A 17995-nucleotide genomic window follows, 5' to 3' on the forward strand; every position below is an offset into this window, starting at 1 on the left:
GCCGCGCATTCTAGGGGCCTAGGCCGCCGCATCGGTGTGCGCAAGGCACGCGATCAGGCCCGCGAGGGGTTGCAGGGCGATGCGCTGCTGCTGGGCCTCGAGGCCATGACCCTGGCGCAGCGCCTTGCACGTGATCTCGCCGGCGGCATACTCGTCCTCGCCGAAGATCAGCGCGTAGCGCGCGCCGCTCGCATCTGCCTTTTTCATCTGGGACTTCATGCTGCCCGCTCCGGCGTGCAGCACCACGTTCAAGCCTGCGGTGCGCAGATCTTCGGCCGTTTGCATCGCCAGGGCCAGCGCCGGGGCATGCGCCAACACGATATAGGCATCGGGCTGCGGCGCGGGCACCGGCATGCCGCCCTGCTCCAGCAAGTCCAGCACACGTTCCACGCCCAGGGCCCAGCCGCAGGCCGGTGCGGGCTTGCCGCCGATCTGCTCGATCAGCCCGTCGTAGCGGCCCCCTGCGCACACGGTGCCCTGGGCGCCCAGGCGGTCGGTCACCCACTCGAACACGGTGAGGTTGTAGTAATCGAGCCCGCGGACCAGCCGCGGGTTGATGGTGAAGCCCTGCCCTGCCGCGCGCAGCAGGGCCTGCACGCCCTCGAAGTGCTGCAGCGACTCCTCGCCCAGCTCATCGATCAAGCGTGGCGCGGCATTGACCAGTGCCTGCATCTGCGGATTCTTGGTGTCAAGAATGCGCAGCGGGTTGCTGTGCAGGCGCCGGCGACTGTCCTCGTCCAGCTGATCCTGATGCGCCTCGAAATAGGCCACGAGCTTGTGGCGGTGGCGAAGCCGCTCATCGGGCTGGCCAAGGCAGTTCAGCTCCAGGCGCACGTCGGCCAGGCCCAGCATGTGCCACAACCGACGCGCCATCAGGATGAGCTCGGCGTCGACGTCCGGTCCGGCAAATCCAAGCGCTTCGGCACCCACCTGGTGAAACTGCCGGTAGCGCCCACGCTGCGGACGCTCATGCCGAAACATGGGCCCGCTGTACCACAGCCGCTTGCCACCGTCGTACAACAGGTTGTGTTCCACTGCGGCGCGCACAACCGCCGCTGTGCTCTCCGGACGCAGCGTCAGCTGCTCGCCGTTGAGCGCGTCGGTAAAGCTGTACATCTCCTTCTCGACGATATCCGTGACTTCGCCGATGCTGCGCACAAACAATGCGGTGGGCTCGACGATCGGCGTGCGAATATTGCGGTAGCCGTAGCCCTGCATGAGCGCGCGCACCTGGGCCTCGAACCATTCCCAGCTCGCCGACTGTGGCGGCAACAAGTCATTCATGCCTTTGACGGCACTGAGTTTTGCATTCATGCGGATGATCAGTCCGCTGCGGCCTGTTGGCCCCAGCGATGCTCAATGTAGGAGTTGACGATGTCGATGAACTGCACGGCGATGCCGTCGCCGCGCAGGGTGTACCGCTTTTCCCCGTCGATGTACACCGGCGCCGCAGGCTGCTCGCCCGTTCCGGGCAGGCTGATGCCGATGTCGGCATGACGGCTTTCGCCCGGCCCATTGACGATGCAGCCCATCACCGCCACGCGCAGCCCCTCCACCCCGGGGTATTGCGCGCGCCACAGCGGCATGTGCGCACGCAGGTGGCGATCAATATCCTGCGCCAGTTCCTGGAACACGCTGCTGGTGGTGCGCCCGCATCCTGGGCAGGCCGTGACGCTGGGCACGAAGCTGCGCAGCCCGAGCGCCTGCAGGATTTCAAGCGCCACCACGACCTCCTGGGTGCGGGCCTCGCCAGGCGCGGGCGTCAGCGACACGCGGATCGTGTCCCCAATGCCCTCCTGGAGCAGCACGGCAAGCGCGGCCGTGCTCGCCACCGTGCCCTTCGTCCCCATGCCCGCCTCGGTCAGTCCGAGGTGCAGCGCATAGTCGCAGCGGCGTGAGAGCTCGCGGTACACGGCGATGAGATCGCGCACGCCCGAAACCTTGCACGACAGCAGGATCTGGTCGCCCGGCAGGCCAATGTCCCGTGCCCGCTTCGCCGATTCCAGCGCCGAGGTGATGAGCGCTTCATACATCACCTGCTGCGCGTCGCGCGGCTGCGCACGCGCAGCATTGGCGTCCATCAGCGCAGCGAGCAATTCCTGATCCAAGCTGCCCCAGTTCACCCCGATGCGCACGGGTTTGTTCCAGCGCGCGGCAACTTCGATCATCTGCGCGAACTGCCGATCCTTCTTATCGCCCTTGCCCACATTTCCCGGGTTGATCCGGTATTTGGACAACGCCTGTGCGCATTGCGGGTACTGGGTCAGCAGCAGGTGGCCGTTGTAGTGAAAGTCGCCAATCAGCGGCACGTCCACGCCCATGCGGTCAAGCTGCTCGCGGATGGCCGGCACCGCGGCAGCCGCCTCGGGCGTGTTGACCGTGATGCGCACCAACTCGGATCCCGCCTGCGCGAGCTCCTTGACCTGGATGGCCGTTCCGATGGCATCGACCGTGTCGGTGTTGGTCATGGACTGCACGCGCACAGGCGCGTCGCCGCCGACCTGCACGCAGCGCGCGCCCCAGCGCACTGCGACTTGACGAGTGGCACGGCGCCGCGGCACCGCGTCAGGAATGAGCGCCATATCCATCACGGTTGGGGCAGCGTCAAACGGGCGACGTTGCCAAGGGTGCGCGCGGCTAGATTCACAGGTTGGCCGTTGAACATCACCTGGGTATGACCCGCGTTGCCCACAATCAGTTTCACGGGCAGGTCTTGCGCTGTCAGCGGCACCACGTGCGCGCCGTTGGCCGGCACGATGCCGGAAAACAGCACCTTACCCTCTTGGGTGCTGACCTGCATCCAGCTGTCGGCTGTTGCCTGCAGACTCAGGCTCGCCGCGGATCCCGTCGCAGCGCCCGAAGCGCCACTTGCCGGAACCTGCGGGCCTGCTGCGGGCACCGCGCCCTCAGCAGGCGAGCTGGCCGCAGCCGAGGCTGCTGCGCTCGCCAGCGGCGCGACACGCGGACTGGTCCCCGGCGCCGACGCCGACGGGTGCGGCTGGCCGTTTGCGCTCGCCTTGGTCGCGATCTGCCCAGAGGCGTGAAAGGCCGCCAGCCAGCGATTCATCTCGCTGGTGCGAGGCAGGAAGAAAATCACCAGCGCAGCCAGCACAATGGCCAGCACCGCCAGCCACCACAGCTTGCGCGAGCCGTGCGCCGGACCATTGCCGGCCGCCGGCAGGGGCCGGCGCGCTGGTGCCGCCTCCAAGCCGGCCGACCCCGAGACCGCATGGGAAACCGCCAGCACCTGCATGATGGCTTCGGCATCGCCCTTCACCATCTTGGCCGCAGCGCGCAGCAACCCGCGCGCGAAGGTTGGATCGGGCAGGCGCTCCCAGGCGCCGCTTTCCAGCGCCTCGATCTTGTCGCCGGACACTTTGAGCTGTGTGGCCAGCTCACCCGTGCTGCGCCCGGCAGCCTCGCGCGCAGCGCGCAGCATCCCGCCGGCCTGCGTACGCGCCGCTTGCAGCTCCGGCGTGGGGGCGAGATTCGAAGGACTCGTCATCGGCAACGGCTCAACGGGGCAGCAGGCTGGAGTCGTCAAACCGGCCTTGCTGGCTGGCGATGGCCTCGCGCGAATCCGGAAAGCGCTGCACCAGCTGGTTGGTCCACGTGGTGGCCTCCAACGTATCGGCCGCGGCGCGCGCGATCAGGATGCCCAGCCAAAGCGATTGTGCGTTGGCATATTGCCCGGAATTGACGCGGCGGATGTAGAACAGCGCATCTTTGAGCTTGTTCTGCCGGTACAGCACCAGCGACAGGTTGGTCGACAGCGCCGGGTTGGCGGGATCCAGTGCGAAGCCGGCGCGCAGCGTCCGCTCGGCCCCGGCTATGTCCCCGTCGCGATATTGGCACACGCCGTACGCAAGATCGGTGCGCTGCGGATAACGGTAGCCCGGCACGGCCAGGGCCCGCTTGAACATGGCGAATGACTCGGCGTACCGCTTGTCGGTGCACAGGAACCACCCGTAGTTGTGCAGGGCGTCGGCGTTGTTCGGCTGGATGGCCAGCGCCTTTCGGAAACTCGCCTCGGCCTGCGCGTTGCGCCCCAGGCTCATCTCAATGAGGGCGCGCATCGTGTAGGCCGGCACATAGTCGGGAGCCTGCTCGAGGGCCTTGCCCACTTCGGACAGCGCCACCTCGGTCTGCCCGCGCTGGTAGTAGCCCTCGGCCAGCTCAAGGCGGATTTGCGCGTTCTTGTCCGCCTGCTCATTGCCCGAATTGGGCGTCTGCGCGCTGGCGCCATTGGCCTCGGGGCGCGTTGCGCATCCGGCAACCGTCAGCGCCAGGGCCAGGCCCAGCACCAGGGCAACAAGCCCCAGCGGTGAAGGCCGTGCGGCCTTGCAGTGCGTCATGTGCATGGCATTAACCCTCGAGAAAACGTCGCGCCGCGACTGTGGACGCACGCGCCACGGTCGCGTGTGGCGGTGAGCTGGCCAGCTCCGCCACGATCGGAATCACGGGTTGCGTCGCAGACTGGCCGCCGCGCGCGGCCTTGCGCGTGGTGCGATCCTGCACGTCTCCGGCCAGTTGTCCGCAGGCTGCATCAATATCCTCGCCCCGGGTCTTGCGCACGGTGGTCACAAAACCCGCGTCCACCAAAATCTGGGCGAACGCGGCCACGCTTTGCGGCGTGGAACGGCGCAAACCCGACTGCGGGAAGGGATTGAACGGGATGAGGTTGAACTTGCAGGCAAAGCGGTTGCGCAGCAGCTCCACGAGCTGTCGCGCATGCTCGGGCTGGTCATTCACGCCGTCGAGCATGCAGTATTCGAATGTGATGAAGTCGCGCGGCGCGTGCACCAGGTAGCGCTCGCAGGCGGCCAGCAATTCGGCCAGCGGGTATTTTCGATTCAGGGGAACGAGATCGTCGCGCAATGCGTCGTTGGGCGCGTGCAGCGACACCGCCAGCGCCACGGGGCAATCCGCAGCCAGGCGATCGATCATCGGCACCACGCCCGAGGTGGACACCGTCACGCGGCGCCGTGACAGGCCATAACCGTCGTCGTCCAGCATCACGCGCAGCGCGGGCACAAGCGCCGCGTAGTTCTGCAGCGGCTCGCCCATGCCCATCATCACCACGTTGGAGATGGCGCGCTCGCCCGGCGCCAGGCCCAGCTGGGCACGCATGGCGAATTCGGCGTGCCAGAGCTGTGCGAGGATCTCGGCCGTCGTCAGGTTCCGGCTGAATCCCTGGGCGCCAGTCGAGCAGAATCGGCACGCCATGGCGCACCCGGCCTGGGACGACACGCACAGCGTATTGCGCTGCGCCTCCGGGATGAACACCGTCTCCACGGCATCGCCCGCGCCCACGTCGAACAGCCATTTCACCGTGCCGTCGCTTGAGCGCTTCTCGGTCAGCACCGAAAGGCCCTGGATGGTGGCCTCCGCCTCCAGCCAGCTGCGCAGTGGCTTGGCCAGATCGCTCATGCCGGCAAAGCCGGCCGCGCCCTTGTGGTGAATCCAGCGGAAGACCTGGCGCGCGCGAAACGGCTTCTCGCCATGCGCGGCGAACCAGTCCACCAGACCGGCGCGATCGAATTGGAGCAGGTTGGTGGCGGACATGGGCGCCCCGCGGGTCGTCAGCGGGAGAAAATCCAGTTGGACGGGAAGAAAAACGCGATTTCCGTCGCGGCGTTCTCCGCACTGTCGGAGCCGTGCACGGCGTTGGCGTCGATGCTGTCGGCAAAGTCGGCGCGAATCGTGCCCGGGGTTGCCTTCTTGGGATCGGTTGCCCCCATGAGTTCGCGGTTCTTGGCAATCGCGTTGGGACCTTCAAGCACCTGCACCATGACCGGGCCGGAGATCATGAATTCCACCAGATCCTTGAAGAACGGCCGCTCCTTGTGCACGGCGTAAAAGCCTTCGGCCTCGACCCGCGACAGGTGCATCATGCGGGCAGCCACCACCTTCAGCCCGGCTGTTTCAAAGCGATCGATGATTTTGCCGATGCAATTCTTGGCCACGGCGTCGGGCTTGATGATCGAGAGCGTGCGCTCCATAAGATTTTTTCTCCAGAAATCAAGTGATTAAAAATGAATTGTAAGGCGCGCCCGCGTGCTCAGCCGTGGGCGCCGCAACGCACAACGTGATGCCAAACCGCGCCTTCAACGCGGGAAATTGCGCCGCTTGCCGCCCTGGCCGCTGCCGGAACGGCCCGGCTGGGTCAAGCCCAGGGCCGAGCGCGTGGGGTCGGGCTGGGCTGCGCCGCCGCCCTTGCGGCCTTTGCCGCCGCGCGATGGCTTGTTGCCGCTGCGCGCGCCCGCGCCTTTGCCAAACAGGGCATCGACCGCGCTCATCGCATAGCTGTTGGGACCGGGCTCACGTTCCGGCACATCGCGATCCTCGTCGAATGCCGGGCGCGGGTTCGCCAATCGGGCTTCGCGCACGGCGCGCCCGAACAGCGCGTCCACCGCGCTCATGGCATAGCTGTTGGGACCCGGCTCGCGCTCACCGCCCGGCCCGCGCCCGCCCTGGCGCTCGTCGGGGCGTCCGGCGCTGCGATCGGGCCCGCGGCCCTCGTTGCGCCCGCCCTTGCGGGCATCCCTTGCGCCACCGCCCTGCGCGCTGGGCTTCGGGCCCCGCGACTTGCCTTGCGAGCCCTGAACGGCGCCCGCGCGATTCATCATGGCGCGAACGTCCTCGCGGTCGATTTCCGCAAAGTCGCCGCGCCGCAGCCCGGCGGGCAGTGCAATGGAGCCGTAACGCACACGGATGAGGCGACTGACGGTCAACCCCACCGCTTCGAACAACCGGCGCACTTCGCGGTTGCGCCCTTCGGCAATGATCACCCGGTACCAGCGGTTGGCACCTTCGCCGCCCGCTTCTTCAAGGCTGATGAATCGGGCAGGCCCATCGCTGAGCTCCACGCCGCCAAGCAGCTTTTGCCGCGCCTCGTCGTCCACCTGGCCCAGCACGCGCACCGCGTACTCGCGCTCCACACCCTGGCTGGGATGCATGAGCCTGTTGGCCAGTTCGCCCGACGTCGTGAACAGCAGCAGCCCCTCGGTGTTGATATCCAGACGCCCGATGGCCGTCCACTTGGCGTTTTGCACGCGCGGCAGGTTGCGGAACACGGTCGGCCGGCCTTCCGGATCCTTGAACGTGACCACCTCCCCAACCGGCTTGTGATAGACCAGAACCCGTGCCGGGGGCGGGGCGATGCGCACTTTGAGTGGCTTGCCGTTGACGCGGATCTGGTCGCCGGGCTGGATGCGCTGACCCAGGTGGGCCGGCTCGCCGTTCACCGACACGCGGCCCTCCACGATGAGCTCTTCCATCTCGCGACGCGAACCCACGCCGCCTTGCGCCAGCACCTTGTGCAGCTTGGGCGCCTCGGGCGAAGGCGCCAGCACGCGGCGCCCACCGGGCTCGATGGCCTCGGCAATTTCCACGGCGCGGTCGAAGTCGCCCGAAATGACCTCCTCGATGCGCACGGCGGGCACAGCCTTGGCTGGACCACGCAGGGGTGAATTGGGTTTCTTGTTGTTGTGGCGGGCTTGGCGCGGCCGATCCGCACGATTCGCTTGCGCAGGCCTGGCGTGCCCTTCGGCTGCGCGCTCGCCCACCGCCGGCTCGCCCTCGGCCTCGCCCGATCCATCGCCCTGCGGGGCCATCTCGGCCCCGGCATCGCTCGTGGGCACCACGTCGGCCGATTCCGCTCGCGCGACCTTGGATCGTCCCGAGCGGCGGCTGCGCCGACGCTTGCCTTCAGGGCTCGGCTCGCCTTCGGTGCGGGGCTCGCCTCCCGGCGCGGCCACAGCAACGCGCGCCTCGCCCGCCTCCGCGGCTCCCGGGTGTGCGCCCGATCGCTCGCTGGGCGCCGCACTGAAGACGGCCCCTGCGCCGGCCGCGGCGTCCGGGCTCGGCGCCATGGCACGTTGCGCGGGCTCGGGGGTGGCCGCCATGGCGGCTGGTTGGGTGCGCTCGGCGCTGGCGTCGGTATCGTGTTCTTGCATGGACATGGGGCTGTGGGTGTTCGGGACATGCCGCTTCAGGCGGCGGACTGGGTGTCAGGAATGGGAGAAGAATCGGGAGAAGAATCGGGAGAAGAATTGGGGGAAGGAGCCGGGGTGGACAGGTCCGCCGGCGCTGCAGCTGGCTCGGCCACCCTTGCTGCAGGTTCCGCGGTGGCACCCTGCTCGGGTGCATCCGGTGCGGGCTGGACCTCGTGCAAGGGCAGGAGGTCGATCTGCAGTGGGTCGGCGGCCGGCGGCTCGGGCTGCAGCGCGGGAAGCTCGGCGATGGAGGTCAGGCCCATGTCGTCGAGAAAATGGCGTGTGGTGGCATACAGCACCGGGCGGCCCGGCCCCTCGCGATGGCCAATGGCCTCGATCCACCCCCGGTCCTCCAGCTGGCGCAGGATCTGGGCGTTGACGACCACGCCGCGGATGTCTTCAATGTCGCCGCGCGTCACCGGCTGCCGATGCGCAATGATGGCCAGGGTCTCCTGCACGGCACGCGAGTAGCGCGGCGGCTTTTCCGGATTGAGCCGCTGGAGGTACGGCTGCATGTCCTCGCGACTCTGGAAGCGCCAGCCGCCGGCCACCGCGCGCAGCTCCACGCCGCGGTCCTTCCAGTCCTCGCGCAGTTCGTCGAGGACCACGCGCACCGTATCGGCTGCGACCTGTTCGTCAAACAGGCTGCGCAGCGCGTTGATGCTCAAAGGTTGGTTGGCACACATCAGCGCGGTTTCGACAACGCGCTTGGCCAGTGCAATGTTCATGCGTGACAGGAATCGTGCGCCGATGAAAAGTTGCCGGCATGGTTCTTCGGCTGGAGAATCGGGTCGACTCTCGATCGGTTACAGCGCTACGAGCGTGCATGTTAACCCAGATATGCATCCTGCGAACTGCGGCGCATGCATCCGTGGCGCCCAGGCGACGAACGTCCCGCAAAGCGCCGCCGGCTTGTCGGCCCTGCAGGCCGGGCGTTCCTTGCGCCCGCGCCCGAAGGCCTCGCCGCGGCGGCGGGGCCCATGCAGCGCCGCCAAGCACGGGGGCAAACCCGGTCAGACCTCGGCGCGCGGCTGCGGCGGTGCGGCGAGGCGCTCGGGTTCGGCCGCCGGCGCGCCCAGGGCCGCGGCCCCCTCGACCGCCCTTGGCGCATAGAACGCATCCGCGTGGACATCCCCATGGGGCAGCCCGCGCTCGATCAAGGCGGCGCTGACCGCCTCGACCATGGCCGGCGACCCGGCCAGATAGACCTTGGCACCGTCCAGGCCGTTCGCATCGCCCAGCAGCACGTCACCCACGCGGCCGCTGCGGTCGCCGCCATGGGCATCCTGCTCCACCACGATGTGGAAGCGGAAGTTGGCAAACCGGCGCGCCAGATCCGCCAGGTCGTCCCGGCCGTAGACCTCTTGCGGCGTCTTGAATCCGGCATAAAGCACCACGGGCTCCAACTTGCCATTGTCGAGTGCGGTCCTGGCGATGCTGAGCATGGGCGCAAGCCCCGTTCCTGCGGCAACCGCATACAGCGGCCCCTCATGACGCGGGCGGAAATGGCTCGACCCCATGGGGCCATCGACAAAGACGGTGCTGCCGAGCACGATCGCACGCCCCAACAGGCCGCTGAACGCCCCCGTGGGCGTGCGTCGGATGTGAAACTCCAGTTCGTCGTCGTATTCCGCATCCACCGGCGTGCTTGCCATGGAGAAGTCGCGCGCGATGGTGGTATCGGGCCCGGTCTGCACGCTGAGCTGCGCGTACTGGCCAGCCGAGAAGATGAAAGGCTCGCCCTCGCGGTCCACGTACCGGATCTTCAGGCGCAGGCTGAACACCTCGGGCGCAAGCTCGGTCAAGCCGATCACGGTGGCGACGAGGTGGCGCTCGGGATGGACGATATAGTCATCGCTGTCCACCAGGCGCAACTGCACATCGCCCTTGATGCGGCTGCAGCACGCCAGGATCAGGCCCTGCGTGCGCTGCGCCTCGGGCAAGGCCGTGTCCTTGTACCCGCGCAACTCCACCGCGCCTGATTCCAGCACGCATTTGCAACTGCCGCACTCGCCCTGCTTGCACGAGTAATGGATGGGCACCTTGGAGCGGCGCAACACCTTGAGCAGGTTGTCGTCGAGGTCGGCCTGCATGTGCAGGCCGAGTGCGGGAATCGAAATGGTAGGCATGTGGTCGTGTGTGTCGCATCCAGCGCAAATGTGGCCCATTGTTTCAAAACTGCGCCAAGACGGTTGCCGATGCCCAAAAGCCCGCAGTGCGGCACGGGGCAGCCGGCCTGCAACAATAGACCCATGCACAGCAAACCCATCCAGCACTGCAACCAATGCGGCGCCGCCGTGACGTACCAGGTTCCCGAGAGCGACACGCACGCGCGCGCCGTGTGTCCGGTCTGCGGGCACATCCAGTACGAGAACCCGCGCAACATCGTGGGCACGGTGCCGGTGTGGGAAGGCCGGGTCCTGCTGTGCAGGCGCGCCATCGAACCCCGGCATGGGCTGTGGACCCTGCCGGCGGGCTTCATGGAACTGCACGAGACCACCGAGCAGGGCGCGCTGCGCGAAACGCACGAAGAAGCCGGCATCGACGTCGAGCTCGAAGGCTTGTACTGCGTGGCCAATGTCAAGCCCGTCAGCCAGGTCTACCTGCTCTATCGCGCGCGCATGCTGCACCCGCACTGGGCACCGGGACCGGAAACCCTCGAAGCGCAGCTGTTCAGCCGCGAAGAGGTGCCGTGGGACGCGTTGGCGTTTCGCACCGTGCGCGAAACGCTGCAGCGGTTCTTTGCCGAGCAGCAGGCAGGCCGCTACAGCCTGCAGGTGTTCGACATCGATTAAGCCTGCGGCGCGTGCTCAGATCACGCAAAACCCGTGCACCCCAAGGCTCGTGCCTGCATGCGCCAGCTTCCAGAATCCCCAGGCCGCAAACGCCAGCATCACGCCCGCCGCGGCCAGCCGCGTGGCGCGGCTCGTCGCGCGCTGGCTCAACCGCCTCAGCACGTGCCCGGCCAGAAGCATGTGCGGCAAGGTGCCCAGGCCGAAAGCGGCCATCGCCGCAGCACCCTGCCAGGCGCTGCCGGTGAGCAAAGCCAGGGACAGGGCCGAATACACCAGCCCGCAAGGCAAAAGACCCCACAGCAGCCCCGCGCCAAAGCGCCGCTGCGCGTTCGACAGCGGCAGCAGGCGGTTGAGCACACGCATGCCGGTGCCCATGAGGCCCTGGCGCACGCCCTGCGTCCACGATCGCCCCGCTGCGGCGCCCAGCGCAAGGCGCCGTGGCCCGCGCACGCCCAGCGCAGCCTGCAGCAGCCATAGACCACTGGCTGCGAGTACGATGTTGCCCACGGCATACAGCCCGATTTGCGCGGGGCGGGCCTGAAGCGCCCACAACCCGGAGCCGATCCAGCCGGCCACCGCCCCCAGCATCGCGTAAGACACTACCCGCGCCAGTTGCATCTGCGCCGCATTCCACAGCAGCCGGCGAGCCGGTAGCAAAATCGTGCCTTGCATGGCGCGCTCACTGGCAACAACGAGCCCGCCACACATGCCCGCGCAGTGCAGGCCGCCGGTCAAGCCCATCAGCAAGAGTGTCAAAATGATTGCAGTGTTCACGAGCAATATGCGATAGTTCGGTTACAAGACACAACAGACGAGCCACCATGAACGCCATTCCAGCCGCCACTTTGCATCGCATGGACAAGCCCCATCCTTGTGACGTGTGCTTCCAAAGCCGGTTCTGCCTGCCCATTGCGCTGCCGCAGGACCAGCTCGAGCGCATGCGCGACATCGTGCAGAACACGATCCGCATTGGCAAGGGCGAGCGTCTGTTCGAAGCCGGCCAGTCCATGGACAAGGTGTTCTCGGTGCATGCTGGCTCGTTCAAGTCCGTGGTCAGCAGCCCTGACGGACGGCAGCAGATCGTGGGTTTTCACGTACCCGGGGAGATGATGGGGCTGGAGGGGTTCTCGGCGCGCGTGTATCTGACCGACGTCGTCGCGCTGGAAGACGGCGAAGCCTGCGAGATCGACGTCCGGGTGCTGGAGAACGCGGCACGCGAGATGCCCACCCTGCAGCACCAGATTCACTGCCTGATCGGCAACCGCCTGGCGCGCGCCCAGCAGGACCAGTTCGTGCTGGGCAGCATGCAGGCCGATGAACGACTCGCACGGTTCCTGCTCGACTTGTCCGAGCGCTACAAGGCGCGCGGGCTCTCGCCCGACGAATTCGTCCTGCGCATGAGCCGCGAGGAAATCGGCAGCTATCTCGGGCTCAAGCTGGAAACCGTCAGTCGCCTGATGTCGCGCTTTCATCAGGCCGGCCTGATCCACGTTGCCCAGCGCCAGGTGCGCATCACCAACCGTGAAGGGCTGGCTGAGCTGCTCGTGCCGCAGGAGAGCTGAAGGCATTGGCATCGCACGCGCGGCCCTGACCCGGGTCAGTCATCCCATTGCGGGTCGCGGCGGCAACCGAACAGCCACAGATTCAGGGCGCTGGCAACCCAGCACAGCAGCCACAGCACGAGAAAGGTCACGGTGTACATCCCCAGCCCTGAGATCTGGGCCGGGGCACCGAACAGCATGACCTCGCGCGGATCCACCGCACTGAACAACAGCGCCGTGGCTGGCAGTGCCACAAGAAAGGCTGGCCAGAGTGCACGCAGGAAATTGGGGTTGCAGGCACGCATACGAGCTCCTCACACGCCGGGTTTCAGGGGTGCTGCGGCGCCCGGCTTCCATACGCCGGAAAGGCGCCATTGGGCGGATTCGGCCGTCACGGTGTAGCGCACCGCGTCCGTGACGGCTCGGCCGACATAGCGACCAAGGGCCACACGGTGCAGCGTGAGGTGCAGATCGCGACCGGGCGCATAGGGGTGGCGCAGGCGCAACGAAATCACGGCGTCGCGCACGGCAGGCTCGAGTTCGACGGTCAGCGCCTGCCCTGTCTGGTCCACCTGGCCCTGCAGGTGCATGGCCCGGGCGTGCAACTCCTTGTCAATGTTGATGCCGACCTCAAGACCCTTGGTGTAGTAATGGTCCGTGACGACGCTGTCGGCGTGGGTGAACGCAATCGACACGGTGACGAGGCTGGCCACGACCACACTGCCGGGCAGCCCGATGAGGATCCAGGGCCAGGGCTCTTTCCACCAGGGCTTGGAGGGGAGTGTTTGCGAACTGTGCATGCTTGGGTGTCCTTGCGTTTTTCGGCCCTCAGGGCACGATGAATGTGGTGCCGGTATGCACGACGACGGACTTGCCATTTTCCGAGCGTGCCGTAATCACGATCTTGTACACGCCCTGATGCGCCTCGTCCTCCGGTATCGTGACTTCCAGCGGCCGCAGCAGATTGGTCGAGGCGCCAATCTCCACGACGTCATTCGGCTTGAGGATGCTCACCCCCGGCAGGCCCGTGACCTCGAAGCGGATGCGCCGCGGCGTGTTCGAGGCGTTCATCAACTGAACCTGGTAGACGTTTTCCAGCAAGTCGCCCGGGATCTCGCGCGAAAGCACGCGGCGGTCGCGCATGACGTTGAGCTTGATGGGTTCGCGCATGGCCAGGCCGCCCACGAAGATGCTCACCATGACGGCAAGGATGCCCGTGTAGATCAGCACGCGCGGGCGCAGCAGGTGGGCCCATTGCTCGGCCTTGGTCCAGCGCTTCTCGATGGCATTCTCGCTGGAGTAGCGGATGAGCCCGCGCGGCGTGTTGAGCTTGTCCATCACCTGATCGCAGGCGTCGATGCACGCGCCGCACCCGATGCACATGTATTGCAGGCCCTCGCGGATGTCGATTCCGGTGGGGCAGACCTGCACACAGATCGAGCAGTCCACGCAGTCGCCCTTGCCCTGCTCGCGCGCCGGCACGTCCTTCTTGCGCTTGCCTCGCGGCTCGCCGCGCACCGGGTCGTAGCTGACGATGAGCGTATCGCGGTCGAACATGACCGATTGGAAGCGTGCGTACGGACACATGTACTTGCACACCTGTTCGCGCATGAAGCCGGCGTTGCCATACGTGGCGAAGGCGTAGAACAGGATCCAGAACGTTTCCCAGCCGCCAAGACTCCAGGCGACGACCTCTTGGGTGAGGGTATGGATCGCCGTGAAGTAGCCGACGAACGTGAAGCCCGTCCACAACGCCAGCGCGATCCAAAGGCCGTGCTTGATGGCCTTGCGTGCGAACTTTCGCATGCTCATCGGCTGCGAGTCCAGACGAATGCGCGCCAGGCGATCGCCCTCCACCTTGGACTCGATCCACATGAAGATTTCGGTGTAAACCGTCTGCGGGCACGCATAGCCGCAGAACAGGCGCCCGGCAATGGCGGTAAACAGGAACAGGCCGTAGGCGGCGATGATCAGCAGCAACGCAAGAAAAATGACGTCCTGCGGCCACAGGATCAGGCCAAAAAAGTAAAACTTGCGCTGCGCCACGTCCAGCAGCACGGCCTGGCGCCCGTCCCAGCGCAGCCAGGGCAGACCATAGAAGATGATCTGCGTCAACCACACCATGATCCAGCGCCAGTTGGCAAAAAAGCCCTGGACGGAGCGCGCGTAGATTTTTCTGCGTGCTTCGTAAAGCACCTCTTCCGTAGCCTGCAGATCAGCCTGGGTGTTGCCGGGGGCCGGGGCGTCCATCAAATTCTCTCAACTCAACTGCAAAAAGCCCCGAGCAGGCTCGGGGAATGAAGGGCTTGCTGCCGCACGCGGCGGCCGCAACGATCGCGATGGCGTTGCATCAGGGGCTCGCCGTGCTGACCTTCTGGCCATGGCTCAGGCCATACACGTACGCCGCCAGAACATGGATCTTCTCCGGCTCGAGGTTGTTCTTCTGCGCCGGCATATGGCCGTTGCGACCATCCTGGATCGTCTGCTCGATGGTTTGCAGATTTGAGCCGAACAGCCAGTACTGGTCGGTCAGATTGGGCGCCCCGAGCATCTGGTTGCCGGTGCCGCCGGCTCCGTGGCACCCGGCGCAGGCCGTGGCAAACAGGGGCTTGCCCTTGGCCGCCAAGGCCGCGTCATGGCTCAGGCCCGAAAGACTGCGCACGTAATTGGCCACGGCCACCACGCCGCCCTGACCCCCGATGGCCGCGGCCATCGGGGGCATCATGCCCTGGCGGCCTTCGGTGATGGTCTGCACGACGGTGTCGGGCTGATTGCCGTACAGCCAGCTCTTCTCCCCCGGCGCGGTCAGGTTGGGAAAGCCCTTGGAACCCCCCGCATCCGAGCCGTGGCATTGCGCACAATACGTCAGGAACATGCGCTGGCCGGTTGCCATGGCCTGCGGGTTCTTCGCCAGATCGGGAATGGAGGTCTTCATGTACTGCGCATAGATCGGCTCAATGCGCTTTTCATACGCCGCCGACTCGGCCTGGTACATCCTTGCACTCGTGAAGCCCAGCGTACCGTTCCAGAACGCCAGTCCCGGGTACAGGATCAGATAGACGATGGCGAAGACCAGGGTGAGGATGAACAATCCCATCCACCACCGCGGCAGCGGATTGTTGAACTCCTGCAGATCGCCATCCCACACGTGGCCGGTGGTGGCGATCACCTGGCCTTCCTTGTTGCGAAAGACGGTCTGCTTGGCCGTTCCGCGCAGGAACAGGAAAAGGCCGATGATCGATACGATCGTCACGCCACCGATCCAATAGGCCCAGCCAGGCGAAGTAAACTGGTTCATGGTTCAGATCCTCGTTTTGTCGTCGCCGCGCACGTCCGGCGGAGTCGAAGAGTCCAGGAAGGGAATCATCCCGTCCTGCTCGTGTTTTTTCTTGAACCGCGGGGAGTACGCCGCCCACACGATGGCTGCAAAAGCCACCACGACGAGCACCGTGAATGCAGCTCCGATCATCCCGGACATCGCCGCCTCCTCACTGGTGAATGTTGGATAGGGCCAAACCCAGACCCTGCAGGTAGGCAATCAGGGCGTCTTCCTTGGTCTTGCCTTGTAGCTGCGCGGGTGCGGCGGCGATTTCGGCGTCCGTATACGGCACGCCCAGGACCCGCAACGCACGCATCTTGTCCTGGATCATGTCGGCCCCCGCGGGCTCATGCTGAAGCCAGGGGTACGCGGGCATGATGCTCTCGGGCACGACATCGCGCGGCTCGCGCAGATGGATGCGCTGCCACTCATCGGAGTACTTGCCACCCACGCGCGCCAGATCCGGTCCGTTGCGCTTGCTGCCCCACTGGAAGGGGTGGTCGTACACCGACTCGCCGGCCACCGAGTAGTGCCCATAGCGCTCGACCTCGGCGCGCAGCGGGCGAATCATCTGCGAATGGCAGAGATAGCACCCCTCGGAGACGTACACGTCACGCCCTTCAAGCTGCAGCGCAGTGTAGGGTTTGACGCCGGGGATCGGCTCCGTGGTGGCCTTGTCGAAGAACATCGGCACCAGTTGCACGAAGCCCGCGATGCTGACGACGATCGCAATGAGCACGATCATCAGCCCAGCGTTCTTTTCGATGCTCTCGTGGTTGAATTTCAAAGCGGCCATGATGGCGTCTCTCCTATGTGTCGGTTCTGGGCATCAGGCATGAGCGCCGGCCAGCGCAGGCACGGGGGCGTCAACGGCCTCACCCTGGCGGATCGTGCGGTAGGCGTTGTAGACCATGAGGGTCATGCCGAACAGATAGATCACACCACCGAGGAGACGGATGTAATACAGGGGCTTCACCGCCACGATGCTCTCGATGAAGCTGTAGGTCAGCGTGCCGTCCGGCTGCATGGCGCGCCACATCAGGCCTTCGGTCACCCCGGCCACCCACATGGAGGCGATGTACAGCACGACGCCGATGGTCGCCGTCCAGAAATGCCACTCGATGAGGCGCTTGCTCCACATCTGCGTCTGACCCCAAAGGCGCGGAATCATGTAGTACAGGCTGCCCATGGTGATCATCCCCACCCAGCCCATCGCCCCGGAGTGCACATGGCCAATGATCCAGTCCGTGTAGTGGCCAAGAGCGCTGACGGTCTTGATCGACAGCATCGGTCCCTCAAACGTGGACATGCCGTAGAAGGACAGCGCGGTGATGAGGAACTTCAGGATCGGATCGTCACGCAGCTTGTGCCACGCACCCGACAGCGTCATGATCCCGTTGATCATGCCGCCCCAGCTTGGCGCCAGCAGAATCAGGGAAAACACCATGCCCAGCGACTGCGCCCAGTCCGGCAGCGCGGTGTACAGCAGATGGTGGGGGCCGGCCCACATGTACACGAACGTCAGCGCCCAGAAGTGGACAATGGACAGCCGGTAGGAATAGATCGGACGCTCGGCCTGCTTGGGGATGAAGTAATACATCATGCCCAGGAATGACACGGTCAGGAAGAAGCCGACGGCATTGTGTCCATACCACCACTGGATCATCGCGTCCTGGGCTCCGGCATATGCCGAGTAGCTCTTGAACGACAGCAAGCTGATGGGCAGCTTGATGTTGTTGACGATATACAGAATCGCGATGGTGATGATGTACGCGCCGAAGAACCAGTTCGCCACATAGATGTGGGGGGTCTTGCGCTTGAACACCGTGCCGAAGAAGACGATGGCATAGGCGACCCAGACCAGCACGATGAGCAGGCTGATCGGCCACTCCTGCTCGGCGTACTCCTTGCCACTCGTGAACCCCAGCGGATACGTGACCGCGCACAGCACGATCACCGCGGTCCACCCCCAGAAGGTGAATTCCGCAAGCTTGGGCGCGAACAGGCGAACCTGACACGTGCGCTGCACGATGTAATAGGAGGTGGCGAACAGTGCGGTGCCGCCGAATCCGAAAATCACCCCATTGGTATGCACGGGCCGGATCCGGCCCCAGCTCAGCCAAGGCAGCCCGTAGGTCAAATCGGGCCAGATCAGCTGGGCCGCGATGACCGCGCCCACAAGCATGCCGACCACGGCCCAGACCAGGGTCATGACGGTGAATTTTCGTATCACCCCGTAGTTATAAGTTTCCATTGTTATGGCTTGCGCACTCATGTCATCTCCATCCAAGCGGGAATAGCAACGTTGGCAAGAAGGTAATAGAGCCCATTGCGGTTGCGATT

The 17995-nt window shown here is 65.7% G+C and carries 19 protein-coding genes; 2 read left to right on the forward strand and 17 right to left on the reverse strand.

Translation table 11 applies throughout. The annotated features are described in order from the left end of the window. Positions 1 to 18: 18 nt before the first annotated feature. The 9 genes from hisS to CD04_RS0106500 all read right to left on the reverse strand — a co-directional run bounded on the left by hisS (position 19) and on the right by CD04_RS0106500 (position 10126). On the reverse strand, positions 19 to 1314 hold the full coding sequence (gene hisS, locus CD04_RS0106460; RefSeq protein ID WP_031405183.1) for a histidine--tRNA ligase: 1296 nt from the start codon (positions 1312 to 1314) through the stop codon (positions 19 to 21). Positions 1315 to 1322: 8 nt separating this feature from the next. Beyond that, complete coding sequence (ispG, locus tag CD04_RS0106465) at positions 1323 to 2582, reverse strand: flavodoxin-dependent (E)-4-hydroxy-3-methylbut-2-enyl-diphosphate synthase (protein ID WP_038168072.1); 1260 nt, start codon at positions 2580 to 2582, stop codon at positions 1323 to 1325. Positions 2583 to 2587: 5 nt separating this feature from the next. After that, positions 2588 to 3505 carry a helix-turn-helix domain-containing protein gene (locus CD04_RS0106470; protein ID WP_031405186.1) on the reverse strand — a complete coding sequence of 306 codons (918 nt, stop codon included), beginning with the start codon at positions 3503 to 3505 and terminating at the stop codon, positions 2588 to 2590. 10 nt (positions 3506 to 3515) lie between these two features. After that, positions 3516 to 4304 (reverse strand): type IV pilus biogenesis/stability protein PilW, encoded by a 789-nt coding sequence (pilW, locus tag CD04_RS0106475; protein ID WP_231480489.1) that lies wholly within the window; start codon positions 4302 to 4304, stop codon positions 3516 to 3518. A 61-nt stretch (positions 4305 to 4365) separates the two neighbouring features. Continuing rightward, on the reverse strand, positions 4366 to 5565 hold the full coding sequence (rlmN, locus tag CD04_RS0106480; RefSeq protein ID WP_081857831.1) for a 23S rRNA (adenine(2503)-C(2))-methyltransferase RlmN: 1200 nt from the start codon (positions 5563 to 5565) through the stop codon (positions 4366 to 4368). Positions 5566 to 5582: 17 nt separating this feature from the next. Then, complete coding sequence (ndk, locus tag CD04_RS0106485; RefSeq protein WP_031405192.1) at positions 5583 to 6002, reverse strand: nucleoside-diphosphate kinase; 420 nt, start codon at positions 6000 to 6002, stop codon at positions 5583 to 5585. A 105-nt stretch (positions 6003 to 6107) separates the two neighbouring features. Continuing rightward, entirely contained in the window at positions 6108 to 7964 is a 1857-nt protein-coding gene (rluB, locus tag CD04_RS0106490; protein WP_051848991.1) for a 23S rRNA pseudouridine(2605) synthase RluB, read from the reverse strand. Positions 7965 to 7993: 29 nt separating this feature from the next. Then, the gene (gene scpB, locus CD04_RS0106495) at positions 7994 to 8725 is read right to left on the reverse strand and encodes an SMC-Scp complex subunit ScpB (RefSeq protein WP_031405195.1); all 732 of its coding nucleotides are present in this window, start codon (positions 8723 to 8725) and stop codon (positions 7994 to 7996) included. 285 nt (positions 8726 to 9010) lie between these two features. Beyond that, positions 9011 to 10126, reverse strand: a complete 1116-nt coding sequence (locus CD04_RS0106500; RefSeq protein ID WP_081857982.1) for a 2Fe-2S iron-sulfur cluster-binding protein — start codon at positions 10124 to 10126, stop codon at positions 9011 to 9013. A gap of 123 nt (positions 10127 to 10249) precedes the next feature. Here CD04_RS0106500 and CD04_RS0106505 point away from each other — a divergent pair, with 123 nt between their 5' ends. Next, positions 10250 to 10792, forward strand: coding sequence for an NUDIX hydrolase (locus tag CD04_RS0106505; RefSeq protein WP_031405200.1), 543 nt, complete (start codon positions 10250 to 10252; stop codon positions 10790 to 10792). A 15-nt stretch (positions 10793 to 10807) separates the two neighbouring features. On the opposite strand, the gene CD04_RS0106510 is transcribed toward CD04_RS0106505, so the two are convergent. Further along, on the reverse strand, positions 10808 to 11566 hold the full coding sequence (locus CD04_RS0106510) for a sulfite exporter TauE/SafE family protein (protein ID WP_031405202.1): 759 nt from the start codon (positions 11564 to 11566) through the stop codon (positions 10808 to 10810). 47 nt (positions 11567 to 11613) lie between these two features. Between CD04_RS0106510 and CD04_RS0106515 the strand changes: the two genes are divergently transcribed. Then, on the forward strand, positions 11614 to 12354 hold the full coding sequence (locus tag CD04_RS0106515; protein WP_031405204.1) for a helix-turn-helix domain-containing protein: 741 nt from the start codon (positions 11614 to 11616) through the stop codon (positions 12352 to 12354). 35 nt (positions 12355 to 12389) lie between these two features. Here CD04_RS0106515 and CD04_RS0106520 read toward each other — a convergent pair whose 3' ends face one another. From CD04_RS0106520 to ccoN, 7 genes are all read right to left on the reverse strand, one after another. Beyond that, a complete protein-coding gene (locus CD04_RS0106520) occupies positions 12390 to 12638 on the reverse strand; it encodes a hypothetical protein (protein ID WP_051848992.1) in 249 nt (82 codons plus the stop codon). A gap of 9 nt (positions 12639 to 12647) precedes the next feature. Next, positions 12648 to 13133, reverse strand: coding sequence for a FixH family protein (locus CD04_RS0106525; RefSeq protein ID WP_031405208.1), 486 nt, complete (start codon positions 13131 to 13133; stop codon positions 12648 to 12650). A gap of 28 nt (positions 13134 to 13161) precedes the next feature. Continuing rightward, positions 13162 to 14583, reverse strand: coding sequence for a cytochrome c oxidase accessory protein CcoG (gene ccoG / locus CD04_RS0106530; RefSeq protein ID WP_031405210.1), 1422 nt, complete (start codon positions 14581 to 14583; stop codon positions 13162 to 13164). Positions 14584 to 14683: 100 nt separating this feature from the next. Then, complete coding sequence (gene ccoP, locus CD04_RS0106535; protein ID WP_031405212.1) at positions 14684 to 15631, reverse strand: cytochrome-c oxidase, cbb3-type subunit III; 948 nt, start codon at positions 15629 to 15631, stop codon at positions 14684 to 14686. 3 nt (positions 15632 to 15634) lie between these two features. Continuing rightward, positions 15635 to 15811 carry a cbb3-type cytochrome c oxidase subunit 3 gene (locus CD04_RS23635; protein ID WP_156030138.1) on the reverse strand — a complete coding sequence of 59 codons (177 nt, stop codon included), beginning with the start codon at positions 15809 to 15811 and terminating at the stop codon, positions 15635 to 15637. Between the two features lie 10 nt (positions 15812 to 15821). After that, positions 15822 to 16439 (reverse strand): cytochrome-c oxidase, cbb3-type subunit II, encoded by a 618-nt coding sequence (gene ccoO / locus CD04_RS0106545; protein ID WP_031405215.1) that lies wholly within the window; start codon positions 16437 to 16439, stop codon positions 15822 to 15824. Between the two features lie 42 nt (positions 16440 to 16481). Continuing rightward, positions 16482 to 17927: a cytochrome-c oxidase, cbb3-type subunit I gene (gene ccoN / locus CD04_RS0106550; protein WP_031405216.1), complete on the reverse strand. Its 1446-nt coding sequence runs from the start codon at positions 17925 to 17927 to the stop codon at positions 16482 to 16484. Positions 17928 to 17995 lie beyond the last annotated feature (68 nt).

Source organism: Thiomonas sp. FB-Cd, from assembly GCF_000733775.1.
In the GTDB taxonomy this organism is placed as follows: domain Bacteria; phylum Pseudomonadota; class Gammaproteobacteria; order Burkholderiales; family Burkholderiaceae_C; genus Thiomonas_A.